Genomic DNA, 25,483 nt, shown 5'->3' on the forward strand with positions numbered 1-25,483 from the left:
CACCAATAACCTTTACCCAATCGCCAGTTTGGTTTCTGCGTAGCGCAGTTTCTTGGTCCTTGGGCTGGCGAGGAAGTAGGCGAGTACGAGTGGGCCTAGGCGACCCATGAACATTATAAAAATGATGATGGCTTGGCCTAGAGTCGTTAAGTTGCCTGTCAGACCTCGGGACAAACCGACTGTGCCCAGTGCCGATACGGCCTCAAAGACGATATCAATTAACGGTGCGTTTTCACTTAATACCAGTGCGAAGATGGCTAGCCAAGTGACGCCAATGGAGATCATGGTTAGCGCCAAGGCTTTGCTGACGGTATCTTTGGGGATCTCGCGCTTAAACACATAAATGGCTTCATCGCGGCGTAAATAGCCATAAGTTGCCAAGATGAGCACCATAAAGGTGACCACCTTAATACCGCTGGCGGTACTTAATGAGCCACCGCCAATAAACATCAATACCAGCATGAGTAGCGTTGTACCATCTTTGAGTTGGTCAATTGCTAGTGTATTAAAGCCTGCGGTGCGCGGTGTAACGGCTTGAAACCATGAGGCTAACCATTTACCAAGTTCGCTTAAGGGCGCCAAGGTATTGGGGTTGTTGTACTCAATAAAGTAAATCGCAATCACGGCGACGGCGTTGATAATTATAGTGCCTGTGATCATCATGCGGCTGTAAACGCTGAGTTTTGACCAACGCTTGTTCCTACGAAGATCTATCCACACCGAGAATCCAAGGCCACCTATGATGAGCAGGCCTGTGATGGTGAGATTAATGACAGGATCGGCAACATAGGGCATTAGGCTGTCGGCACTGAGGGCAAAACCTGCGTTGTTAAAGGCGCTGATGGTGTAGAAAAAACCGTGGAATAAGCTAGTTTGCCAACCGAGTTCCTGACTCCAGTACACTGAAAGAATGGCCATGCCTACGGCTTCAACCAGCAGAGAAAACACTAACACTGATTTTGCCGTTGACACTAGAGTCGATGTATCAGTTTGATTAAAAGCCTCTTTTGCGACTGTTTGGTGTAAAAAACCAATTCTACCACCAATGGCGATCAGGGTGACAATGGCGAAGGTCATCAGCCCAAGTCCACCGCATTGGATTAACAGCGCTATGATTATTTGCCCAAAGGGCGTAAAAACAGTGCCAGTATCGACAACAACCAGCCCTGTCACTGTTACCGCCGAGGTGGCCGTGAACAGACTTTGTAGCCACGTAATAGAAGATTCGGTTGCTACCGGCAGTTTGAGTAAGCAAGTGCCTAAGATGATCAACAATGCAAAGCTCACGCTTAGGATAAAGGGCGGTGCGCCTAACAACTTTTTACTCGATTTGGGTTTATGCTCAATCGCCATGATGGAGGGATGCCATTGAACCAAGTTACACCAACCTTGGCGCTAGGTATTTGAGCTCAGTACGGCTACCGCAGAGCAGTAAGGCGTCATTCGTTTGCAGGATAAATTGACTATCAATTTTGCTGAAAACCGTCAGATCCCGCTTAACCATAATGGCGGCGACTTTGCCTTTAGGATTGCGTATCACATTGCTTTTTGCATCATCTTTAACATCATCCTGTGCAGCGCCGAGGAGTTGGCTGACAGTAGTTTGATCAAGGTGAGGCTTGATATGGATTTCGACTACATAGAGACCATCACCAATCGGCAGGAAATTGTTCACCATAGGATAGTTGAGTGACTGGGCGACACGTATGCCCATTTCTTCCTCTGGATGTATGATGCGGGCGACGCCGAGTTTAGAGACGATAGTGTGATGGGCTTTAGTGCTGGCCTTGACCCAAATGACTTCTACTCCCAGATTTTTCAGAGCCAAAGTGCACAGCAAACTTGATTGCATATCTTCGCCAATTGCGACCAGTACGGCTTCACTGTTTGCGAGGTCTAGCTCACGTAGTGCGGCTTCGTCGGAACAATCACAAATAACCGCTTCGGTTAAGTCTTCTACGTATTTTTCCACCATTTTAGGGTCACTATCCACGCCAGTGACCGTGTGGCCTAAGTGGATCAATTCTAGGCTAGCGGCGACACCAAATCGCCCTAAGCCAATAACGGTAAAATGTGCCATTAAAATATCCTTTTCTAATTTATAACAGATACTTATCTATTGTTTGTTAAGCGATAACCTAGGCCAGCTTCTGTCTTAATGAGCTGCTGCTCGCTGCTGTCATTGAGTTTTTTACGTAACTGACTGACTAAGATCCGCAGATAATGACTGTCTTCTTGATGGGTTTTACCCCAAATATCCCGCAGTAATTCAGTTTGTTTAACGAGCTGACCAGGGTGAGACATTAAGGTCTCCATCAGGGCAAACTCCTTTTTGGTTAAGGCGATTTCTTGCTGATCGAGCCAAAGCTGGTGGGTACTTTTTTGCAACTTAAGTGCGCCAAACTGCAGTAAATCACTTAATGGCGGTTCATCGACTAAGTCGCGGACTAAAACCTTGATGCGAGCGATTAACTCCCTGATCCCAAATGGTTTACTGAGATAGTCATTGGCGCCAGCTTCCAAAAGACGAATTTTTTCTTCCTCTTGATCGCGGGCGGTTAGGATAAGCACCGGCACTTTGTCACTCTGACGTAGGGTTTGCAGCAAGCTGATGCCATCACCATCGGGTAGGCCAAGATCGAGCACTAACACATGTGGCTGCTGCACATGATATTGCGCTAGGGCTGACGCAATCGAGGCGGCGCCATGATACTCGAATCCTTCCGCTTCTAACGATATCCGCATAAAAGTGTGGATTTGCGCTTCGTCATCGACAACTAGTACCTTATAAGCCATTTATTCCTCTCCCTTTTTTATCGGCAATGCGATACGAATAAGGCTGCCATGAGCGACAGGTTCGGCGCTGATCTGGCCACCATGGGCGGTAATTATGCCCTTAGCAACAGCAAGCCCAAGGCCCGAGCCGCTATCGGTTGAGGGATGCTGGCGATAAAAGAGTTCAAAAATTGCCTGCGCTTGAGCGGGTTCTATGCCAAGACCCTCATCTTGGATATCTAACAGTAACGCATCGCCCTGCTGATACGCTTTTACTATGACTTGCTTATCAGAAGGCGAATAGCGCAGCGCATTATCCAATACATTAAAAATAGCTTGTTCAATCAATGAGCTGCATATCATCAGTGACGGTAGATCGGCCTCACTCTTGATGATAATGCGCGGCTGCGTGGCTGGAAAACGGGCAATAGCTTGATGCAATACATTCATTATTGCGTCTTCACTCAAGCTAAACTTGAGGGCGCCGTGTTGTAACTTAGTGGCTTGCAGCAGGTTTTCGATATATTGGTGCAGGCGATGGCTTTCGGCGGCCGCGCTATCAATCAGCTCATCCTTTTGGTCTGGGCTGAGCTTAGGCATGTATTCCTTTAAGGTGGTGAGCGTGCCAATGATAGTGGCGAGTGGGGTGCGTAAATCGTGGGAAACCGACAGCAAAATACTGTTGCGTAACTGAGCTTGTTCGAGAGCATCTTGCTGACGTCGATAGTGTTCGGCTAATTTGCTGGTGGTGAGGGCGACAAGCAGAAACACACTGAGATTGAGAATGTCCTCAAGATTAAACATCTGGAGTGAATAACGTGGTGTGGTAAATAGAAAATTAAAGCTGGTCGCCTCAAACACTGCCGCAAAATAGGCCAAGTTGGCGTTGCATTGTAGGGCTACGGCCACTACGGCCAATTGTAAAATCAGCAGTACGGCGATAGTCGAGTTTGAAAAGTGATCGATAAAGGCGCTGCTGAAAATGGCCGTCACTAGCACTATGAAGGTAAATAAAGTCGGGTGCGAACGCCAGTATTGTGTCATGGGAGCCGCTATGGATGAAGTCATGAATAGAAAGACGCATATAAAGAAAGTGCCTGTACTTTAGCAAAGGCATTTTAAGATAGCGCGTAAAAATGCCGTAAAATTTGTAACCTTGTGAGTGGCTTAGCTTGCACTTAGCTTAGGCAAATCGAGCTTGTTCACATCACACTTTGGCTAAATGATAAGGCTTACCGCATACACTCATGTTGTAAGCCTTAACCCTTGCGCAGGCCATTACGTATGATGCCAAAGTGCCTATCCAACCACTAACCCTGAGTCATTGACTTGCCCGTCATTGAGCTAAGCATCACCAAGGTATTGGTGGGGGCACTAAGCGTTTACCACTATAGCCAGTAACAGCGGCGAAGCGGGGATCTTCGGCTTCCCAATCTGCCTGTGCTTTGACTATTTCATCTTTGCTATGGCCAACAAAGTTCCACCAAATGCTGACAGGATCAGCCAATGGCGCGCCGCCAATCAGCAGTATGCGACAACCCGCTTCGAGTTTTATGGTGATGGTTTCGCGTAGCATGCCAAGGTAGGCGAGGTGGTTATTATCGAAACTTTCATCCTCGATTTGGAAGCGGCCTTCCAGTGGCATGAGAGCATATTCGAAACTAGGGTCGAGATTCAGAGTGAGTTCAGCATCATGGGCGGCAAACAGATCTATGGCAACGATAGGTGAGAAGTGTAATGTGGGCGCCTGTTTATGATGCCAACTGCCAATCAGTAGGGTGAATTCGACGCCTGACTCGTGCCAAGCCGGTAGCTCGGGATAGTGATCGAATCTCGGGGTGGTATCTTTGTGTTCTAGTGGTAAGGCAATCCATAGTTGGGCTGCGTGCATAGTGTGATGGCCCGCTATTGATTCTTCGGTGTGGGCTATGCCGTGTCCGGCTGTCATCAGGTTAACTTGTTTTGGGCGGATCACTTGGGCACTGCCGAGGCTGTCCCTGTGCATGATTTCGCCTTCGAGCATCCAAGTAAAGGTTTGCAACCCAATGTGTGGATGTTGGCCGACGTTTAACTGCGGGCCGTCGGTGATTGGGCCAATATGGTCGAGAAAGCACCAAGGGCCGATAAGGCGGCGCTCTTTTTGTGGAATAGCCCGTGCGACAGGTATGCCGCCGACATCACTGATTTTGGGGGCAATTCGTTGAGCTTGAATGCGGCCATTTTCAATAGGACATTCCTTAGGGCCACCATAAAACTGTGCTTGTAGTTCACTCATGTTCGCTCCTTATTCCATTACTAGGGCATGCTCAGTTCAGTTTGGCTCGGTTCAGCGCAGCTAAGTGTGAACCTAGAATCTCGCATGGGGGTGATCTCATCTTGCATTCGAGCCGAAGGTTTTAGCTTCGGGTATTCCAGTCGATTTTGCAAATTGTGGCAGTGACCTGATGGAGGGCAACTGCACTTTTTAGTGGTTAACTTAAGGTGTTTTAGGTTCTTCAAATTCTCCTTCGATACACTTTGATAGCCTAATTCAAGTACGAATGTGTGACTGAGCCCGCGTGAATGGGACTTTTATCTGTCCTTTACTTTAGCAAGCCTGTATTTATGTGGGCATTAGCGTTTGATGTTTTACTCGAGCCTAAATACGAGTTTGACAAGTTTGGGGCTCGGTGATTTTTATCATCCATGTCTTACGTTGGATCTGCAAAATCGAGTCTATCTTTTATGGGAGCTTGTGTTGGCGGCAAAGCCTGTCTTCACCCTAATCCATTCAGCGTACAGGCTTAACACTCATAAATATATCATTGGTAAATATAACGTTGGGCTGTGATTCAGCGTGATAGATCAAGGAGAAAGCGTGCTCGAAAATCAAATGATGTTACTGGCGGTATTTGAACGGGCGGCCTTGATGCTGATGACCTTGTTCTTTTTAACTCGCACTCGACCGTTTCAGCGTTTATTCCAAAAGCGTAATCATACCCCCGCAGAGTTGGTTTCTGTGGCGGCGATATTTTGCTTATTTGCGGTATTTAGTACTTATACCGGCATTGAGGTTGAAGGCGCGTTGGTTAACGTGCGTATTATCGCGATTATTTCTGGCGGGATTCTATTTGGCCCTTGGGTTGGTATTCCTGCGGGCGTGCTGTCGGGACTGCATAGATATCTGATTGATATGGATGGCGATACCTCTATTCCGTGTTTAATCGCCAGCATTATTGCCGGCCTTATGGCGACGTGGATTTATTACAAATGTCCCAAATCTAAGTTGTGGATTTATGGCATTGCGGCGGGCATGTTGTGCGAAACGCTGACCATGTTGTTGATTTGGTTGCTGACAGAGCCACACGAGGTGGGCGTTGAGATTGTGAGTCATATTGCCTATCCCATGATTGCGGGTACTGTGTGTATCGGACTGATTATCAAGTTAGTGCAGGATCTCGACGATGAGAAAGAGTTGATTGCCGCTAAGCAGGCCAAGCTCGCGCTGGATATTGCCAATAAAACCTTACCCTTTTTCCGCAAGATTGACCGCAATGCCTTAGAGCAAGTTTGCGCTGTGATCCGCAATGAAATCCATGCCGATGCCGTGGCGATTACCGATACTCGCGATGTATTAGCCTATATGGGCGTTGGCAAAGATTACTACGAGGTCGATGGTCATCAAGCGATTAGCGAAATGACTCAAAGGGCGATAGAGCAAGATCAAAACATTATTAACAACGACTTACGCCAATATCATTTATCGGACTTTCATTCGGTCATCATAATCCCGCTACGCGAAAACGGCACTGTGAGTGGCACGCTGAAGATTTACTATCGCAATACCTATCGTATCACTAGCTCGTTGCGGGAGATGGCCGTGGGTTTATCGCAGCTAATTTCGACCCAGATGGAAGTGTCGCGTATCGAGCAACTGCAAGAGATGACCCGCAAGGCGGAGTTCACTGCGTTGCAGAGCAAGATTAATCCACATTTTTTATTTAATGCCCTCAATGCGATTTCTTCTTTGATCCGTATTCGGCCACAGCAGGCGCGACAGTTGATTGCTAATCTGGCCGATTATCTGCGCTATAACTTGGCTAAAGGCGATGAGCTGATTGATATCCAAGAAGAAGTGAAGCAAGTCCGTGATTATGTGGCGATTGAGCAGGCGCGCTTTGGCGACAAGCTTGAAGTGATCTTCGATGTCGACGATGTGCATTTTTGTGTACCTTGCCTCTTGTTACAGCCGCTGGTGGAAAACGCGATTTTGCACGGCATTCAGCCGCGCAGTGCACCGGGTAGAGTGACGATAGAAGTGAAAAAACTCGATGCAGGCATTCGCGTCGCCGTGCGCGATACTGGCTATGGGATCCGCCAAGAGGTGATTGATGGCGTAGCTGCTGGCCGTGTAGAAAGCAGCAGTATTGGGCTGATGAATGTGCACCAGAGAGTGAAGTTATTGTACGGCGAAGGTTTGCAGCTTAAACGGCTCGAACCGGGGACTGAAGTCAGTTTTTACTTACCGGAAAATGAGGCGCAAGTATGTTAAAAGCCATCATAGTTGAAGATGAATATCTCGCCCGTGAGGAGCTAGAGTATTTAGTGAAGAGCCACAGTGAGATAGACATAGTGGCTAGCTTCGAGGATGGCTTAGAGGCCTTTAAATATTTGCAGGATCACGAGGTCGATGTGGTGTTTTTGGATATCCAAATACCGTCCATCGATGGCCTTTTGTTGGCGAAGAATCTGCATAAATCGACCCATCCTCCCCATGTGGTGTTTGTTACTGCCTATAAAGAATTTGCAGTAGAAGCGTTTGAGCTCGAAGCCTTCGATTATATTCTCAAGCCCTACAATGAACCGCGGATCATCAGCTTATTGCAGAAGATTGAACAGGTGGGGCGGCAAGCACCAAAGCCGCAACATGAGGCCGCGAGTAACACCAGTCGAACCGTGAATTTAGTCAAAGGTGAGCGGATTATCGTTACGCCCTGCGAGCAAATTTATTATGCCGAGGCCGATGAAAAACTGACCTATGTCTACACCCGCACTGACCGTTATGTGATGCAGATGACCATCAGTGAGTTTGTGAGTCGTTTGCCTGCTGAAGGTTTTTTTCGCTGTCACCGTTCCTATTGCGTCAATATCAACAAGATCCGCGAAATCGTTCCTTGGTTCAATAGCACTTACCTGATTAGGTTGCATGATTTGTCGTTCGAGGTGCCCGTTAGCCGTAGTAATATTAAGGCTTTTCGACAGCTGATGAGGCTGTAATTGTCATTCATTCCTGCAGATCTGTATTTCATGCCTTAATTGATCGGCGCGAATCGCATCTCTCTTATAGTGGACTCAATTCCTGATCCCCTAAAGCGAGATGCATCATGACTAAAGAGATGAACCGTACTCGGTACCTGACCTTAGTTGGTACTATTATCACCCAGTTTGCACTCGGCTCAGTTTACACTTGGAGCCTGTTCAATGCGCAGTTGGCCGTTAAGCTCGACGAACCCGTCAGCCAAGTGGCATTTGTGTTTGGTTTGCTGAGTTTGTCTTTGGCCGTGGCATCTTCCATGGCGGGCAAATTACAGGAACGCTTTGGCGTACGTAATGTCACCTTAGGCGCAGGCCTGCTACTCGGCGTTGGATTCTTACTCACTGCCCAAGCCAGCAACTTGATGATGCTTTACCTGTGCGCAGGGATTTTAGTGGGCTTTGCCGATGGCACTGGCTACTTGATGACCTTGTCTAACTGCGTGAAGTGGTTCCCCGAACGCAAAGGGCTGATTTCGGCGTTAGCGATTGGCGCTTATGGTCTAGGTAGCCTCGGATTTAAATACATTAACGTGCTGTTACTCGAAAACACTGGCCTTGAAACCACCTTCCAACTGTGGGGCCTGATCGCCATGGCGCTGGTGTTATGTGGCGGTATGTTGATGAAAGATGCGCCTGCACAATCAGCCGCAAGTCAGCAGGCCGAAAGCCGCGACTTCACCCTCGCAGAAGCCATGCGTAAGCCGCAATACTGGATGCTGGCGCTGATGTTCCTGTCTGCCTGTATGAGTGGTTTGTATGTGATTGGTGTGGCTAAAGATATCGGCGAGAAGATGGTCGACTTGCCTGTACTGGTCGCTGCCAATGCTGTTGCTGTGATTGCTATGGCGAACCTCAGTGGTCGTTTAGTGCTGGGTATTCTGTCGGACAAAATCCCCCGCATTCGGGTTATTTCGCTGGCGCAGATCATCACCTTAGTCGGTATGGTGTTACTGTTGTTCATTCCTTTGAATGCTAACCTGTTCTTCGTTGCGGTTGCCTGCGTTGCCTTTAGTTTTGGCGGTACTATCACTGTTTATCCATCATTGGTGAGTGACTTCTTCGGCCTGAATAACCTGACTAAAAACTATGGGGTTATCTACTTAGGTTTCGGTATCGGCAGCATTATTGGTTCGATTGTCGCCTCGTTATTTGGTGGCTTTATTGCAACCTTTAACGTGATTTTAGTACTGCTGGTGGTGGCGTTAGTCATGTCATTAACCATTCGTATGCCAGAGCCCAAAACTCCAGCGTCAGCTAAGAGAGCGACTAAGAGTACGCCTCGCTTAGTGAATATGACGGCTGAATCTGCATAGGCGTAAGCTAAGCTTTTCCTCTTTAGCCAAAAGCTAACACAAAAAATCCGCAGCCAAATGACTGCGGATTTTTTACTTTTTATCCCGTGTTTTATGGGCGAGGTTGTTATTCATTTAAGGCTCACTGACTTATCTATGTGATTGCACTTTTGATGTTAGCTCAGTGCTGCCTCTTTTTTATCACACCAACAACAGGTAACTTGATAGCCATAAAGCGTTATTCAGGATGTGTTGATGTTAACGGACCCTCTTTTTTGGTTGGTGGCGATACCCGCAGTCTTGATTACTGGGATTTCTAAATCCGGTTTTGCGGGTGGCGTGGGCGGCTTAACTGTCCCACTATTGGCGCTGGCCATTAGCCCTACCACCGCGGCGGCGCTTATGTTGCCGCTGCTGATTTATATGGATTTTTTAAGTGTGCGTTCTTGGTGGGGGCAACATAATTCGCGTCATTTATGGATATTACTGCCCGCAGCGATAGTGGGTATTTTTATCGCTTATCTGTTGTTCGATAGGTTGAATGAAGAATATCTACGGGCGATTTTAGGTTGTGTGTCCTTAGGTTTTGGTTTGTATGGTTTGATCCTTGGGGATAAAACTCAAGCATCACCTTCACCTCTGGTTGGGCGCTTGTGTGGCTTAACCGCCGGATTTACGAGCTTTGTTGCCCATGCGGGCGGGCCGCCACTCAACGCTTATTTGTTGCCGTTGCGCTTAGCCAAGGCAGAGTTTTTAGCCACTGCCGTGGTGTTTTTTGCGGTGGTGAATCTGGTTAAACTTGTTCCTTACAGTTTGCTTGGGCAGATTAACCAAGAGAATATTATCGTTTCTCTGTTATTGGTGCCGCTGGCATGGTTAGGGGTAAAGTTAGGTTTGTTCATTCAAGATAAAATTGACGATAGGTTATTTAAACGCATCATCTTGATTTTAATGGTGCTGGTGGGTGTGCGTTTATTGTGGACGGCGTTATAGTTTTAAGCTTTAGGTTATATTAGTCTGCTAGAGTGCGCGGGTGTTGGGGCGTTTTGATCCCCAGCCGCCCTGAATTTACCTGATAAAAACTCAAAATTACGTTACTGTGAAATCTGCCTGCAATGAGTTTGAAGCTATGAAACGATTACTGATAGTTATCTTAGCCTTAGGCCTTGGCGCTTGTGCTAGCGCGCCAGAACCTAAGCCTGTGGTAAAGCAAGTTGAACCCGCCACGGTTTGGAATGATAGCAATATCTCCGAACTGCATTCTGAGTGGCGCGGTGTGCCCTATCGTTTAGGTGGTGGCACTAAGCGTGGCATAGATTGCTCGGCCTTTGTGTCTGTCGCCTATCAGAAGATGTTGGGTATGACCTTACCGCGCACAGTCGAAGAGCAACAAGCCTTAGGTAAACCCGTGCCGAGAAATCAACTGCGCAAGGGTGACTTGGTATTTTTCAAGACGGGCTGGAGCACACACCATGTCGGCATTTATGTAGGAGGCGATAATTTTCTCCACGTTTCCACTAGCCAAGGGGTGAAGATTTCGAGCCTGCATAACAGTTATTGGGCGTCTAAGTATTGGAATGCACGGCGGATTTAACATATCTTCTTTATGCACTTGGGCTTATGAGTTAGCGGAGACAATATGTCCTTAGAGCCTGCGTTATCCCAGAGTGACCCTTTACCTACTTCTGTTTTTCTCGCCATTTTCTCCGCCGTATTCTTGCCCATGTTTTTGGCCGCGGTTGATCAAACCTTACTCGCGACGGCGACGCCTGCCATAGTTGAAGATCTTGGCGGTCTGCGCCAAGCCTCGTGGATCACTATCGGCTATATGCTGGCGATGGCCGCTTCTGTACCGATTTATGGCTGGTTAGGGGATAACTTCGGTCGCGCGAAAATCCTGATGATCGCCATAGTGATTTTTGCGCTGGGATCCATCGTTTCGGCGAGTGCGGATACTATGGACCACATGATCGCCGGACGTATCTTGCAGGGCATGGGCGGTGGCGGCTTGATGAGTTTGTCTCAATCTTTGATTGGTGAGTTAGTTCCCATTCGGCAGCGGGCGCGTTTCCAAGGGTATTTTGCCGCTATGTTTACCCTCGCCAGTGTCGGCGGCCCTGTGATTGGCGGGATTGTGGTGCATGCCTATTCGTGGCATTGGCTATTTGGGGCGAATATTCCACTGGCTATGCTGGCCGTATGGCGGCTCAATGGCTTACATAAGCACAGCGTTAAACCCGTTCGCCAAGGCAAGTTTGATTTAGTGGGCGTGGTCTTGTTTCCGGCTATTATCACCGCGCTGTTGTATTGGTTATCTGTGGCGGGGCAAGAGTTTGTTTGGCTTTCTGCGACCAGCTTAGGCTTTGCCGTCTTTGTGGTGGTTGGCATTTTAGGCTTGTTATTGTGGGAACGGCGATTGGCGAGTCCGTTTCTGCCGTTAGATTTACTGGCGAAGAAGGCCGTGTATATGCCACTGCTTACGGCGGCGCTGTTTGCGGCCTGTTTGTTTGCGATGATCTTCTTCCTGCCGATTTATCTGCAGGTGGGCTTACACACTAATCCCGCTAAAACCGGTTTACTGCTCTTGCCTATGACCTTCGGTATCGTCACTGGCTCGACGATAGCAGGCCGACTGTTAAGCAAAGATGTGGCGCCTAAGTGGCTGCCGACCTTTGGTATGGGCTTAGCTTTTATCGGCTTGTTATTGATTAGCTTTGTGCCGCCCAATGCCAATGTGATCGGCGGCTTAGGTGTATTGGTCGGAATAGGGCTAGGGACTGTGATGCCGAGTGTGCAGCTCGTGGTGCAGAGCGTGTCGGGCAAGGCGCGACTCAGCCAAGTCACGGCTATGGTGTCACTGTGTCGTTCTATGGGCGCCGCTATTGGTACTGCGCTGTTTAGTGTGCTGCTTTATAGTCTGTTGCCACTCAAGGGTTCAGAGTTTGGCATCGCCGCGATTAAAACATTGCCGACAGAGGTGGTGCATCACGCCTTCCAATATGGATTTATGGCCGCTGCGGGTGTGGCATTATGCGCCGCGATAGTCGGTTTACTATCCCCTGCGACGGCATTAAAAGATCATGATAGCGAAACTGCGCATTAAGCCTAGATTTGCAGGTGCACGACCCATTTAAGCCGTGTACTATTTGCGCTGAGCCGTATTTTTGTGGCCTTATTCGATTCCAGGACATAAGCATGACAACAACAAAACACTGGACCCTAAAGAGCATAGCCAACGAGTTGGGTGTCTCTAATGCCACTGTGTCTAACGCGTTTAATCGCCCCGACCAATTATCGGAAAAACGTCGTAATGAAATTTTAGCGGCTTGCACTAAGTTGGGTTATTTCGGGCCAAATAAAGCGGCTCAATCCCTACGTAAGGGCAAGTTTGATACTGTCGCCTTGGTGCTGTCGGACAGCGTGGAATACATGGTGTCCGATCCCGTCGCCAGTAAATTTATGAAGGGCGTGGCCTCTGTCTTGGAGCAAGAGAAACTCAATTTGCTGCTATTTTCGGGCAGTTCAGACAGTGTGAATGCGGTGGCTGACTTTGTGGATGGTTTTATCTGTTATGGTCGCCCGCGCAATGCCCTGTTAGCCGAGCAGTTAAAGCAGGTAAAGAAAAAGGTCGTCACGGTCGATTTTGATATCCACCGCAATGCGTCTGTGAGCATAGACAATAAGTTAGCCGCCTATGAAGTGGCGAAACTAGCATTGCAGTCGCCAGCGGACAATGTGGCCATTTTGGGGCTACGTTTGCTCGATACCCACTTAACTTGCCGCGTGTATGATTTGAATTTGTTAGAAATCGATACCTCTGTCGCCCATCAAAGATTGCAGGGTTACTTGCAAGCGATTGAAGAAGTGGGCGTTGCGCTCGGGCAGGACAGAATTTGGAATATCCCCGAGAGCAATGCCGACTATGCGGCGATAGCGGCAAAAGAAGCGCTGAACTCGACTCCGCGGCCGAATGTATTTTTATGTATGAGTGACTTAATCGCCTTGAGTGTGCTCGGTGAGGCGCAGGCCATGGGACTGAGTGTTCCTGAAGATGTGCGAGTAGTAGGTTTTGATGGCATAGATGAAGGTACACGTTCAAATCCGCCGTTAACCACTGTCTATCAATACTCTGAGCAGAAGGGCCGAAAAGCGGCGCAAATGTTTGTCAGTGATGCCGTGCATGCGGAAGTTTTGGGCTATGAATTACGCCTCGGTAAGAGCTGCTAGTCTCTACATCTTTTAACTAAAAAAGGCGCATTGAATGCGCCTTTTTGCTATCTCAAAACTATGCCGCTTAGCTTGAACTTAAACCCAAGCCCGAGCAGGAACGCAAGCTTATGCTTGAGCCAACAGTCTTGATAACGACACTTGTGTCTCTTTACCTTGCTTATCTATTAGGGCGATTTGGCCATCTTTGTTGGCAAAGTCGAGGGTGAGACTTGCCTGCGAATCGGCCGCTGTCCAAGATAAGGTTAACGTGCGTTCTGCTGATGCCATCGTAAAGCGGCCATCGAAGGCTGGGCTGCTATTACGCAGTTTAATCAGTTGAGTCAGCGCCTTAACGACAGGTTTTTGCATGGCTTGCTGCATTTTTTCACGGTTCAAGTAAGGACGATTAATATCGCGACCGACATGGGTGTTGTTGAGCAGTTCCATATCATTTGGAATCGCCAGCAGTCCTGCGTAATACACCTGCGGAATACCCGGTGTGAAAAATTGAATCGCCCGCGCCATCAAGTAATCTAGGTCATTCTGACCGAGGGCATCGTAATAGGTGCAATTGATTTGATACAAATCGACGTTGCTGGCGGCCGCGCCTGTGGCTTGTAGACTCTCGCCCTTACTGTTGCCATGTATGGTTTCAACCAAATTATCGATTTGATTTTCAGTCAATAATCCGCGCAAGCCATCCATAGGGCCGACGTCGATAATGCCAATGCCGTCGTGGGTGTCGAGTACGGTAATGCAGTTGCGCGGCGCCATTTCCAGCCAATGGGTCAAGGCTTGGCAATCTTGGCTAAACAGCGTATGCAAGATGAGTGGTGGCAGGGCGAAGTCGTACACCATATCGACTCGCTTGGCGATCTCGACCTGAGTCATGTGGTGCGAATGAATTTCGGCCAGCGTTGTCATACCTAACGCATTGGCTTGCTGGGCTAACTTATCCACGAACTCGAAGGACTCTTCAATCATAAAGCAGCTAGTGCCGGGCTTTTTAATCGCATAGCCCGCAGCATCTAAGCGGATCAGATTCACTTTACTGTGGTCGAAACGCGCCAGCACTCGGTTTAAATAATCTTTACCCGCGGCGGAATGAACGTCGATATCGATTTGATTGCGGGTAAAGGTGGTCCAAAACTCTTCGGTCGAGCCATCGGCTAAGGTGTAAGTGCTAAAACAACTTCCCGGACGTGGACGATAGATAGCGGCTTGATCTTGCGCGCTTAACCCCTCAGGAAATATCTTGTCTTTGGTTAAAAATAAATCCCAGTAAGCCGATTGTTTGCCGTGCTTGAGTACGTCTTTAAATTCGGGCGATTCGGCGGACATGTGGTTAACGATAAGGTCGGCCATGATGTCGTAGTCGTCACCAATGCGTTTAACGTCATCCCAATTGCCTAAGCGTGAATCGACTTGTACATGGTCTATCGGATCAAAGCCCGCATCACTGCCGTCAATGGGGAAATAGAAAGGCAAAAGATGCACGCCGCCGAATAGACCTTGCAACTCGTCATCGAGCAGTGCTTTGAGCTCCTTGAGCCCTGCATTCGTAATTCTGTCGACATAGGTGATCAGTTGCACTTGGTTTTTCATACTTTGCCCACGCTTGAGTTGTCTTTTTAGAGTAAAGGTTTATGGCAATCCTTTAATTGATTGCACAACCAAACTTAATTGATTAAGTTGTATATTTAACCAATATGAAACATTATTCAAGTGGTTTGTTGGATTTTTGAGTTAGTCTCAAGTTTTGGGGGAGGCTGGCTCACTGCTGTACACAAAAGCCGAAACCCTTTCAGCATGCCGTCACTGAGCAGCTGAGAGCGAGTAGGTATAATAACGATAAGGTGAAATGGTATGGTAAGTGATTCAAAAGGTTGCGATAACCGCAATCACACCCGTATTCGGGTACTCACATATTTAATGTTTTTCATGTTCGCTATGACCTCAGATGCCGTGGGCGTCATTATTCCTGAGTTGATATCCCAGTTTGGTTTGTCCATGTCGCAGGCCAGTGCTTTCCATTATATGCCGATGATTTTTATCGCGGTGAGTGGACTTTTTTTAGGCTTCTTGGCGGATAAGATAGGGCGTAAGTTAACAATTTTATTGGGGTTATTGTTATTCGCGCTCGCCTGCTTCATGTTCGCGCTGGGGGAGTCGTTTTACTATTTCTTGTTCCTGCTCGCCTTTGTCGGCACGGCGATTGGCGTCTTTAAAACCGGCGCGCTGGGGCTTATCGGCGATATCTCGACTTCCTCAAAACAGCATTCGAGCACTATGAATACGGTGGAGGGCTACTTTGGTGTCGGTGCCATGATAGGGCCGGCCATCGTTAGTTATTTACTGATCAGCGGCGTCTCTTGGAAGTATCTGTATTTTGGCGCGGGTTGCTTCTGTTTAGTGCTGTGTTGGTTAGCTTATCGGGCGGATTATCCGCAAATCAAACGTTCCTCGACGGATGCCATTAACCTTGCCAGCACCTTTAAGATGATGAAAAACCCTTATGCATTAGGGTTCTCGCTCGCGATAGGTTTATACGTTGCCACCGAAGTGGCGATTTACGTGTGGATGCCGACCTTGCTGCAAAGCTATCAAGGTGATTACACCACACTGGCCGCTTATGCCTTGACGATCTTTTTTACCCTGCGTGCTGGTGGGCGCTTTTTAGGTGGCTGGGTGCTCGATCGCTTCCCATGGCAGCAAGTGATGTTCTGGTTTAGCTTCGCGATAAGTGCTTGTTATCTTGGGTCTATGATCTACGGCATTGAAGCGGCAGTCATCTTGTTGCCCTTGTCTGGGCTGTTTATGTCCATGATGTATCCCACGCTTAATTCTAAGGGGATTAGCTGTTTCCCCGTGGATCAGCACGGCTCTGTGGCTGGGGTGATTCTGTTTTTTACTGCCGTGTCCGCCGCCGTTGGGCCCTTGTTGATGGGGTTAGTGGGCGATATTTTCGGCCATGTTAAATATGGCTTCTACCTCGCCACTGGTTTTGCCATTTTGTTGTGCCTTCTGAGCGGATTTAATCTCGTTAAAGATCCTGCCCGCCATTTGTTAACTTTCGATACGCACTAATTTGGGCTGTGACAGAAAATATTTTTTTGTCACATTTCTTCAATTAATCAATACGTTGATCTGGTACACCCAGAGTGCGAACCAAAATTGTGCAAAAAACACACTTGCTTTTTGTTATTAAGTTGCTAACTTGTTAACTTAATCGATTAAGTTGGTTCGAAGTTAAGTTCAATATGACCTTGAGCAATCACTAAGATGGTTCTTCGATTAATCACAATTCGGTAGAGGCAGCCATGGGGAGATAGGGCTGCATCTCAAATATGGGTGGGGACATAAAAATGATAAAAAGCACATCACAGAAATTCTTGTTAAGTACATTGGCCGTGTTGGTGAGTTCTCACCTTTGGGCAGCCGACGCACCACAACAGGAAGAAGCTAAGAAAGACGCGTTAGGTTTAGAAAGAATTACTGTTACTGGGGTTGCCCGTGGCACTCGTGTTATGGATTCGAGTGTGTCAGTCAGCAGTGTGTCACTGGCTGAGCTTGAAGTGAGTACGCCGCGTTCATCGGCCGAAGCATTCCGTATTATTCCGGGGATGAAGGTCGAGTCTACTGGCGGTGAAGGTAACGCTAACATAGCTGTGCGTGGTTTACCTGTGGCGTCTGGTGGTGCTAAGTTCCTGCAAATTCAAGAAGATGGTTTGCCAATCCTACAGTTTGGCGATATCGCCTTTGGTAACGCAGACATCTTTTTACGCTTAGATTCAACAGTGCAAACCATTGAATCTATCCGTGGCGGCTCGGCATCGACTGCGGCCAGTAATGCGCCCGGCGGCATTATCAATGTGATCAGTAAAACGGGCACCTCGGATTCGGGCAGTGTTGCTACTACTTTAGGGCTGGATTACGACACTTTCCGTACCGACTTTGAATACGGCACTAGCATCAACGACAGCCTGCGTTTCCATGTGGGCGGTTTTGTGCGTACGGGTGAAGGCCCACGCGACGCTGGCTATAACGCTAACAAAGGCGGCCAGATCAAAGCTAACTTAACCAAAGAATTCGATAAGGGTTATGTTCGTCTGTATTTCAAACATTTAGATGATAAAAGCATAGGTTACTTACCTATGCCTATGTACTCGGATGGCAGTTCAATCCCAGGTTTTGATGCGAAATCCGATGCGATTCAATCCGCGTATTTCCAGTCAACTTTGAGCTTAGGTGCCGATGGCGAACGTCGCCGTGGCGATATGCGCGATGGCATGAATCCAGTGGTCGATTCTGTCGGCTTAGAGGCTTCATTCGATTTAGGTAACGATTGGCAGGTTGAAAACCGTTTCCGTTTCTCCGATGTGAGCGGTAACTTTATCGCGCCATTTCCTGCCGAAGTGGCAAACGGTAGCGATATCGCGACCAGTATTGCTGGCACTGGCGCTAAGTTGATTTACGCCAATGGACCTAATTCTGGTAGTCAGATGGACGGTTTAGCCATGCGTATCAATACCTTTGACGTGCAGATGAATGATTTTGGCTCAATCGTAAACGACCTGAAATTGACTAAAACCTTCGACGATACCAGCGTGACCTTAGGTTACTACAATGCGGTGCAAAACATCAGCATGACCTGGATGTGGAACTCTTATCTGATGGAAGTAAAAGGCGATAATGCCGCGCTATTAGATGTGGTTGCCGCCGATGGTACTGCGTATTCTGACAATGGCCTCTATGGTTATGGTGTGCCTTACTGGGGAAATTGTTGCCAACGCAATTACGATACCGACTACACCATTAAAGCGCCTTACCTCGCGTTAGCCTCGAGTTTTGGTGACTTGTCACTTGATGCCAGTGTGCGTTATGACAGCGGTGATGCGAGCGGTAACTACGCAGGTAGCGTGCAATCACAAGTGGATATGAATCTCGATGGAATGATTTCAATCCCTGAGCAGAGCGTGTCTTCCATCGACAATGCGAACCCTCAGCCAGTGAATTACGATTGGAGCTATACGTCTTACTCATTAGGCGCTAACTATCAATTTGCCCGTGACTTAGCCGCCTTCGGTCGCTTGAGTCACGGTGGACGCGCCAATGCCGACCGTCTGTTATTTGGTAAAGTGCGTGCCGATGGTTCAGTTGCGAAGGAAGATGCGGTTGATATCGTTGACCAGTACGAGTTAGGTGTTAAGTACCGTTACGATGATTTGTCGGTGTTTGCGACGGCATTCTACTCAGAAACCGAAGAACAAAACTTTGAAGCCACGAGCCAACGTTTCTTCGACCGTAAGTACAAAGCCAAAGGTATTGAAATCGAGTCTGCCTATTTCATCGGTGACTTCGACTTTAGAGGTAACCTAACCTGGACCGATTCTGAGATTGCTAAAGATGCATTGACGCCAGAAGTGGTGGGTAATACCCCAAGAAGACAGGCTGACTTTATCTACTCCTTGATAGGCCGTTACAACTTTGACCAAGGTTCAGTGGGCGTTAATTTAATCGGTACCACGGATTCTTATGCTCAAGATAATAACGACTTAAGTTTCGACGGCTACAACCAAGTGAATGCCTTTGCAACTTACAATCTGACCGAAGCCATGAGTGTGTCTTTAAACGTCAACAACTTGTTTAATGTCACAGGTATTACTGAAGCGGAAGAAGGCTCAATCCCTGATAACAATATCATCCGTGCCCGTACCATTAATGGCCGAACCACAAGTGCGACGCTGAAATACGAGTTCTAAGCGGATCTTGCTACAGAAACTGTTTTTACAGAAAAAATGCTAAGCCCAAAACAGCCCATGAAAGTGGGCTTTTTGCCTGATACAGAATGCAGAATATAGAATACAAAGCTGGAGTGAAAATGACGGTATTACTCAGTTTCGGTGAGGTGTTAGTAGACCTGCTGCCAACCGATGCCACAGGCAAACATCATCAGCCGATTGCCGGTGGCGCGCCCGCCAATGTGGCTGTGGGTTACGCGAAACTCGGCGGTAAGAGTTACTTTGCCGGTGGCATCAGCGCGGACCATTATGGCGTTATGTTAAAGCAAGCCTTAGCGGAGCAGGGTGTGGCAACCGATTATCTTGCCGAAGTGCCGGGCGCTGCTACCGCGACTGTGCTGGTCAATTTAGATGAACAGGGTGAACGCACCTTTGAGTTCAATCGAAATGGCACCGCCGATATGCGTTACAGCAATCAGCATTTCGACAGTATTCCATGGCAGGTGATTGATATCTTTCATCTTTGCTCTAATACCTTTACTGAAACCGCCATCTTTAACACTAGCCTTTATGGTGCGCGTTGTGCCAATGCATTCGCGACCTTAGTGAGCTTCGATGTGAACCTGCGTTTATCCCTGTGGCAGGACACGTCCTTGCTAGCCGAGCGGGTTGAGCCGTGTTTTCGCTGCACCCAAGTGCTGAAAATGAGCCGCGAAGAAGCGGACTACTTAGCGTTAGCGCGGGATAAGAGTTTTGAAGATTATCTGCAGTTTTGCCTCGCCCAAGGGGTTGAGGTGATTTTGGTCACCGATGGTGCCAATCCAGTACAATGCATCACAGCGCAGCAAAGGTTTAGCGTACCCGTTCCCAAAATCTCTGCCGTCGATACCACGGCGGCAGGCGACAGTTTTATCTCAGGTTTTCTGTTCGCCTTAGGCTTAGGGCTCGAACATGATCTTGAATCCGATTTAGGAAATGTAGGCTTGAAACAAAGGCTAGAAAGCAAAGCGCATTTAGAAGCGGCGGTGGTATTTGCAACTCGCTGCGGTGCGATTACCTGCGGGCAAAAGGGCGCGTTTCCCTCTTTGCCCACACTGGCTCAGGTGAGCTCATTTTTGCTTTAGATCTGAGCCGATATTTGTCTCTTCTCCTTGGCATAAATTGCACATATATTTCAATGTAATGTACTAAATCTATTTTTTATGCTGAAAATATCGCTAAAGCAGATGAATATTAAAAATATACTGCTATAGTATAACTATTATTTTTTTCATCATAAAAAGTCTGCGTTAGTGATAGTTGTTACTGTGTAATACCTGTGGTGAAACGTAGCACTTTGAGGTGGTACTTATGTCTGATATGAAAAACGTAGAAAGTAATACCCAAATAAATCAGATGCTTAACATGAGAAACCAGCTAGCTGTGCAGATGGCTGCGTTAGATCGTGAATTGCAAATACTGCTTCTTAAACAAAAGCGTGATGGATTTCAGCCGCTAACGCAACAGACAGTACAAGAGATGGTGGCCGAACATATGGGGCAGCTAAAAGTGAAGGAGCTAACCTTATTTGCCGATATTGCGCCAGCTACTTACTACAAAATTATGAGTAAGCTTGAGTCGGTAAAAATTGGCACCCTAAAGACACTACTCAATACCATTGGGTTAGATTTATTTATTGGTAAGAAAGCACCGGACGTTAGTGTTCAAATTAGCTCTTCGAATGAGGCTAAGTCATGAGAGCTAATCGAATTGGTTATGTCTACAGTAACAACCGATTTGCCGGTGAACTGCTAGAGTACGACACGCTAGAGGGGTATGAGTACAGCTTCACCTATGCGGCCTCGTATATTGCCTCAGGCCTGCCGCAGATTGGCTATAAGCTGCCAATCACCCATGAGCCATACCGCCGAAACTATTTGCCGCCATTTTTTGCTAACCTGATGAGTGAAGGTTGGGTGAGGCGTCATCAAGCGAGAATCGCGAGATTAGATCAAGATGACAAGTTTGGCTTATTACTGGGAAATGGTGCCGAGCTTATTGGTCCCGTCAGTGTGCTGACTGAGTATCGTGGTGATGATATCTCGCCCGCGATAGAATTGATCTCTGTTCCGATGAAAAGCCTTAAAGGTTACCAGATTGATTTTCCTCGCAGTGAGTTTAACGAAGTGGCCATGGAATCCTTAGGTGGCGTATCTATCTCTGGTGTTCAACCTAAAATGTTTCTAACCTATGCTGAAGGCAAACCCAAAACACTGACCAACGCCGTCGGCATGGGACCATACATAGTTAAACCTTCTCCCAACGACTTTCCAGAGTTGGCGGAGAACGAATTTATGGTTATGCAGTTGTGTAAGGCAGTTGGTTTCAATGTTGCTGAACATCACTTAGTTCCCTTTAGTTGCGGGCAACTGGCCTATGTGACTGCACGGTTTGATCTGTATAGAGAGACTGGTAGAAAGCGTGAATTTATCGAAGATCTGGCATCTGCGCTAAATGTTGCGCCGGGGAATAAGAGTAGCGATACATTGTCCTATGAAAGAGCGATTAAAGAAGCGTATCAATTGAGTGGTGGCCATGTGCAATTGCTCAAAGATGGCTTTCTGCAGGTCCTAATGGCCTATATCGTTGGCAACAATGATTTGCATTTGAAAAATATTTCCCTTAGCCGTGCTAGTGACAGTAACAGGGCCTCTGGGTACACCCCCATCTATGACATGGTCTCAGTTGCTCCCTACAAGCAATACGATAATTCGGGTGAGTTAAGTATTTGGTTACTTGAGTCAGAGGTGAAAAGAGGATTCAGTACATCATCATATGAGCATTATGGTTACTATACTGGCCATGATTTTAGTGCCTTTGCTGAAGCGATTGGGTTGGGTGAACGAGCAGGAAAAGTATTGATGAATGACCTTGGCAAAAAAGTGGCAAAAGCTCGGGAGAAGGTTATTGAGAATGCCCCCGGTAGTGAACAGCTTAAGCAAATAATTAGTGATAGGATAACGGCCAGATTAAGCACTCTGACTCGGCCAACGCTTTGATAATAACTTGCTGCAATTGGCTAAGTTGAAAGTGTTCGTTTTTCAATATTACCCTTTGTGCTCATTGCATCTCCTCTATACATACAAATGCTACGCATATAGCGCGAACCCCATCACGTTTTAGTCGCTCCATTGGTTGGGCATTTATGCTATTTTAGCTGCGGCTTAAGGTCGAAGCTGTCGCGGCTTCTTCCATGCTTGATGTCGACAATTTTCACTTCGGCATGTTTCATTTCAACATCATTGGGGATTTCCTATGAGCAAAGCAAAAATCGGTATTGTGACGGTCAGCGATCGCGCCAGCGCGGGAATTTATGAAGATATCTCAGGCAAGGCGATTATCGACACGCTCAACGACTATCTCACCAGCGAGTGGGAGCCGATTTATCAAGTGATCCCCGATGAGCAGGATGTGATTGAAGCGACGCTGATCAAAATGGCCGACGAGCAGGATTGCTGTTTGATTGTGACCACTGGCGGCACTGGCCCAGCGAAACGCGATGTCACCCCAGAAGCGACAGAAGCCGTCTGCGATCGCATGATGCCAGGCTTCGGTGAGTTGATGCGCGCCGAGTCATTAAAATTTGTGCCTACCGCCATTTTGTCTCGTCAAACCGCAGGGTTACGTGGCGATTCATTGATTGTGAATTTGCCCGGCAAACCAAAATCGATTCGCGAATGTTTAGATGCCGTGTTCCCCGCCATTCCTTATTGTATCGACTTGATGGAAGGCCCGTATTTAGAGTGCAATGAGTCGGTTATCAAAGCATTCAGGCCTAAGGCTAAGTAAGCTTCTATCTAGCCTGTAAAAAAATAAAGCCACTGAAAATCCAGTGGCTTTATTGTTTGAGGAGCTTAGGATTCATAACTGATTAATCTGCTGCTTTAGCTCGTACTCTGGCTCTGTCACTATTTTTCAAGCACTTGTACTCACTCAATTAGTGTTTGGTTTTGTAGGCTGAGTTGAGTCACTTTGTCCTCAAGGTGCCTATTGTCTGCGGTGCCCACTCCAAGTTGGCGCGCCTTTAGATAGTGTTTAAACATTTCAGTGGCGCTGAGGCCAATAATGAAGGTGACCATAATCACCATTAAGACAAATTCGTTTTCCATAACAAACTCCCGTAGCTATTGAGGTTTTCAACTTGGGAGCGACCTATAAACCGAAGATCACTTTTTCACTCTTGAGTGACCTTTCCATGCCAAAGGCGAGCAATACCGCAATGGCGAGTGTGCCTAAGGTCGAAACCAGTAACTGCAGCATGGGCAAGTCTTTACCTTTGATAAAGTCCATTAATGCCTGTTGCTGACCCGAGACGGGCAACCACTGCAGCATATCTGGCGCTATGTTGTAACTGGCGGCCATCGACAGGGCTAAGGGCACAAATAGCACCATAGTCAGATAGGACTGAGCCTCCTTAAAGGTTTTCGCCATAAAAGACACAAACAGTTGCAGACAAGCGGCCATTAACGCGACGGGGATGCCGACCACTAACATCAGTGCCATAAATTCCGTGGTGATGTTGACGCTAAAGCCTAATTCCTGCCATGGCACAAAGGCGTAGGCGATTTTAGACACCAGCAAGATCAGTACTAAACCGAGCAAAGCGAACAGGCTTACCGCAATTATTTTTGACAGCACTAATTGGCGAGTGGTCAGCGGGTGGCTCAATAGCAGGGCCAAGGAGTTGCGTTCGCGCTCACCGGCACTGGTATCGATAGCTAGGTTCATCCCCGAGATAAATACCGAGTAAATCATAGTAAAAATGGCGATACCTAAGATCATCCCGCCCTTAGAGTCCGTGGTGGCTTTGTCTTGCACATTCACCTTAAGTGGTTGCACCACGCGCGGGTCAATACCGCGGGCGATTAAACGTAAACTGCCCATTTCAGCACTGTAGGCCTGCAGTTGTTTTTCGAGTCTACGAATCGAGTTCTGCAGTTTCTCCTCAGAGTTATCGGCCACGATGGTGATTTCGGCGCTTTTGCCTTGGTTCATCTGCGCGGCATAGTCGGTGCTGATGATCAGTTCTATTGCTTTAAGGTCTTTGGCGTCAGAGCCATCGGCTGCGCCTTGAGTGATGCCCTTATTTGATAAAAATCTTACTAAATCCGGTGCGTTATCGGGATTTTTAATGGTGATTTTCAAATCATCGGGGCTGGTTAATTGGCCAATTAACACCATAAATAGGCCGCACATGATCAACGGTGTGCCTATGGCGTAGTACAGACCCGCCATCACAGAGCGCTTATCGCGGGCGGCATCGATGAGTTCTTTACGAACCATAGCGATTATTTTATTCATGCTGTCATTCCCTTAACCATGTTCTTAAATGCCACGCTTTTATATATCAAGGTCTTAAAGGTTAAAACCTGCGGGCGTAATCTTTGCTGAGTCATCATGCCGCTATCCCTTCATCCGTGCCGATAAGTTGAATAAAGGCTTCTTCGAGCGAGTCTTTACCCGTTTGGGTGCACAGTTCGGTGGGGCTGCCAATGGCGACGACTCTGCCTTGGGCCATCACGATCACTTGGTCACACAGTGCGGCGACTTCCTGCATCACATGGCTCGAGAACAGCACGCAATGTCCTTGATTTTTAAGGTCGATAAGAATGTCACGCAATAGGCGAGTGCTCATCACATCCAGCCCACGGGTCGGCTCGTCGAGGATAATATTGCTCGGGCTGTGGACGATTGCCTGTGCGAGGGCGGTTTTCATTCTTTGTCCTTGGGAGAAGCCTTTGCAGCGGCGATCGCTAATGTCTTCGAGGCGCAATTTCGCAATCACTTGGCTGGTGGCTTCCTTGGCCTCCTTGGATGATAAGCCGCTCAGCTCGGCAAAATAGCGAATGTATTCCCGTGGTGTTAAGCGTTCATACAGACCAAAAGGGTCGGGGAATAGCCCGAGTTGCTGCTTAGCGCCAATAGGGTCGATGGCGACATCTATGCCTTCGATTTCAGCCTTGCCGTTATCGGGTTTCAGCAAGCCAAAAATCGTGCGTAAACAGGTCGTTTTACCTGCCCCGTTCGGGCCGAGTAGTCCTGTGATTTGGCCATTTTGTGCGACAAAACTTAAGTCATTCAGCGCCTGCACGTCACCGATGCGCTTGGAAAGATGGGATACTTTAATCATGG

21 protein-coding genes and 1 pseudogene are annotated in these 25,483 nt (G+C 47.7%); 13 read left to right on the forward strand and 9 right to left on the reverse strand.

The annotated features are described in order from the left end of the window. Positions 1 to 12: 12 nt before the first annotated feature. The 5 genes from CKQ84_RS08495 to CKQ84_RS08515 form a co-directional block, all read right to left on the reverse strand. Positions 13 to 1,377 (reverse strand): TrkH family potassium uptake protein, encoded by a 1,365-nt coding sequence (locus CKQ84_RS08495; RefSeq protein WP_105250903.1) that lies wholly within the window; start codon positions 1,375 to 1,377, stop codon positions 13 to 15. 1 nt (position 1,378) lies between these two features. Beyond that, entirely contained in the window at positions 1,379 to 2,080 is a 702-nt protein-coding gene (locus CKQ84_RS08500) for a TrkA family potassium uptake protein (RefSeq protein WP_105250904.1), read from the reverse strand. A 32-nt stretch (positions 2,081 to 2,112) separates the two neighbouring features. Next, positions 2,113 to 2,796 (reverse strand): response regulator transcription factor, encoded by a 684-nt coding sequence (locus tag CKQ84_RS08505; protein ID WP_105250905.1) that lies wholly within the window; start codon positions 2,794 to 2,796, stop codon positions 2,113 to 2,115. Further along, the gene (locus CKQ84_RS08510) at positions 2,797 to 3,843 is read right to left on the reverse strand and encodes an ATP-binding protein (protein WP_105250906.1); all 1,047 of its coding nucleotides are present in this window, start codon (positions 3,841 to 3,843) and stop codon (positions 2,797 to 2,799) included. A gap of 283 nt (positions 3,844 to 4,126) precedes the next feature. Continuing rightward, a complete protein-coding gene (locus CKQ84_RS08515; protein ID WP_105250907.1) occupies positions 4,127 to 5,050 on the reverse strand; it encodes a pirin family protein in 924 nt (307 codons plus the stop codon). A gap of 582 nt (positions 5,051 to 5,632) precedes the next feature. Here CKQ84_RS08515 and CKQ84_RS08520 point away from each other — a divergent pair. From CKQ84_RS08520 to CKQ84_RS08550, 7 genes are all read left to right on the forward strand, one after another. After that, a complete protein-coding gene (locus CKQ84_RS08520; RefSeq protein ID WP_173913168.1) occupies positions 5,633 to 7,306 on the forward strand; it encodes a sensor histidine kinase in 1,674 nt (557 codons plus the stop codon). After that, positions 7,300 to 8,031, forward strand: a complete 732-nt coding sequence (locus CKQ84_RS08525; RefSeq protein WP_105250908.1) for a LytTR family DNA-binding domain-containing protein — start codon at positions 7,300 to 7,302, stop codon at positions 8,029 to 8,031. The genes CKQ84_RS08520 and CKQ84_RS08525 overlap by 7 nt, the downstream gene beginning before the upstream one ends. 107 nt (positions 8,032 to 8,138) lie before the next feature. Further along, a complete protein-coding gene (locus tag CKQ84_RS08530) occupies positions 8,139 to 9,383 on the forward strand; it encodes an MFS transporter (protein WP_105250909.1) in 1,245 nt (414 codons plus the stop codon). Positions 9,384 to 9,617: 234 nt separating this feature from the next. Then, on the forward strand, positions 9,618 to 10,355 hold the full coding sequence (locus tag CKQ84_RS08535) for a sulfite exporter TauE/SafE family protein (RefSeq protein ID WP_105250910.1): 738 nt from the start codon (positions 9,618 to 9,620) through the stop codon (positions 10,353 to 10,355). Between the two features lie 136 nt (positions 10,356 to 10,491). Further along, positions 10,492 to 10,956 carry an NlpC/P60 family protein gene (locus tag CKQ84_RS08540; RefSeq protein WP_105250911.1) on the forward strand — a complete coding sequence of 155 codons (465 nt, stop codon included), beginning with the start codon at positions 10,492 to 10,494 and terminating at the stop codon, positions 10,954 to 10,956. 45 nt (positions 10,957 to 11,001) lie between these two features. Further along, positions 11,002 to 12,465 carry an MFS transporter gene (locus CKQ84_RS08545; protein WP_105250912.1) on the forward strand — a complete coding sequence of 488 codons (1,464 nt, stop codon included), beginning with the start codon at positions 11,002 to 11,004 and terminating at the stop codon, positions 12,463 to 12,465. A gap of 92 nt (positions 12,466 to 12,557) precedes the next feature. Beyond that, on the forward strand, positions 12,558 to 13,589 hold the full coding sequence (locus CKQ84_RS08550) for a LacI family DNA-binding transcriptional regulator (RefSeq protein WP_105250913.1): 1,032 nt from the start codon (positions 12,558 to 12,560) through the stop codon (positions 13,587 to 13,589). Positions 13,590 to 13,697: 108 nt separating this feature from the next. Here the strand turns inward: CKQ84_RS08550 and gtfA are convergent, their stop codons facing one another. Next, entirely contained in the window at positions 13,698 to 15,176 is a 1,479-nt protein-coding gene (gene gtfA, locus CKQ84_RS08555; RefSeq protein WP_105250914.1) for a sucrose phosphorylase, read from the reverse strand. A gap of 261 nt (positions 15,177 to 15,437) precedes the next feature. On the opposite strand from gtfA, the gene CKQ84_RS08560 reads away from it, so the two are divergent. From CKQ84_RS08560 to mog, 6 genes are all read left to right on the forward strand, one after another. After that, entirely contained in the window at positions 15,438 to 16,658 is a 1,221-nt protein-coding gene (locus tag CKQ84_RS08560) for a sugar MFS transporter (RefSeq protein ID WP_105250915.1), read from the forward strand. 278 nt (positions 16,659 to 16,936) lie between these two features. Next, positions 16,937 to 19,333: a TonB-dependent receptor gene (locus CKQ84_RS08565; protein WP_105250916.1), complete on the forward strand. Its 2,397-nt coding sequence runs from the start codon at positions 16,937 to 16,939 to the stop codon at positions 19,331 to 19,333. A 119-nt stretch (positions 19,334 to 19,452) separates the two neighbouring features. Next, a complete protein-coding gene (locus CKQ84_RS08570; RefSeq protein ID WP_105250917.1) occupies positions 19,453 to 20,436 on the forward strand; it encodes a carbohydrate kinase in 984 nt (327 codons plus the stop codon). A 226-nt stretch (positions 20,437 to 20,662) separates the two neighbouring features. Next, positions 20,663 to 21,049: a hypothetical protein gene (locus tag CKQ84_RS08575; protein ID WP_105250918.1), complete on the forward strand. Its 387-nt coding sequence runs from the start codon at positions 20,663 to 20,665 to the stop codon at positions 21,047 to 21,049. Further along, on the forward strand, positions 21,046 to 22,350 hold the full coding sequence (locus CKQ84_RS08580; protein WP_105250919.1) for a type II toxin-antitoxin system HipA family toxin: 1,305 nt from the start codon (positions 21,046 to 21,048) through the stop codon (positions 22,348 to 22,350). The genes CKQ84_RS08575 and CKQ84_RS08580 overlap by 4 nt, the downstream gene beginning before the upstream one ends. 256 nt (positions 22,351 to 22,606) lie before the next feature. Beyond that, positions 22,607 to 23,140, forward strand: coding sequence for a molybdopterin adenylyltransferase (gene mog, locus CKQ84_RS08585; RefSeq protein WP_105250920.1), 534 nt, complete (start codon positions 22,607 to 22,609; stop codon positions 23,138 to 23,140). Between the two features lie 72 nt (positions 23,141 to 23,212). Here mog and CKQ84_RS08590 read toward each other — a convergent pair. The 3 genes and pseudogenes from CKQ84_RS08590 to CKQ84_RS08600 all read right to left on the reverse strand — a co-directional run bounded on the left by CKQ84_RS08590 (position 23,213) and on the right by CKQ84_RS08600 (position 25,481). After that, positions 23,213 to 23,460, reverse strand: a pseudogene (locus CKQ84_RS08590) (hypothetical protein). Between the two features lie 43 nt (positions 23,461 to 23,503). Next, entirely contained in the window at positions 23,504 to 24,652 is a 1,149-nt protein-coding gene (locus tag CKQ84_RS08595; RefSeq protein WP_105250921.1) for an ABC transporter permease, read from the reverse strand. 94 nt (positions 24,653 to 24,746) lie between these two features. Next, entirely contained in the window at positions 24,747 to 25,481 is a 735-nt protein-coding gene (locus CKQ84_RS08600; protein WP_105250922.1) for an ATP-binding cassette domain-containing protein, read from the reverse strand. Between the last annotated feature and the right edge of the window lie 2 nt (positions 25,482 to 25,483).

The organism is Shewanella sp. WE21, from assembly GCF_002966515.1.
Taxonomy (GTDB): Bacteria; Pseudomonadota; Gammaproteobacteria; order Enterobacterales; family Shewanellaceae; genus Shewanella; species Shewanella oncorhynchi.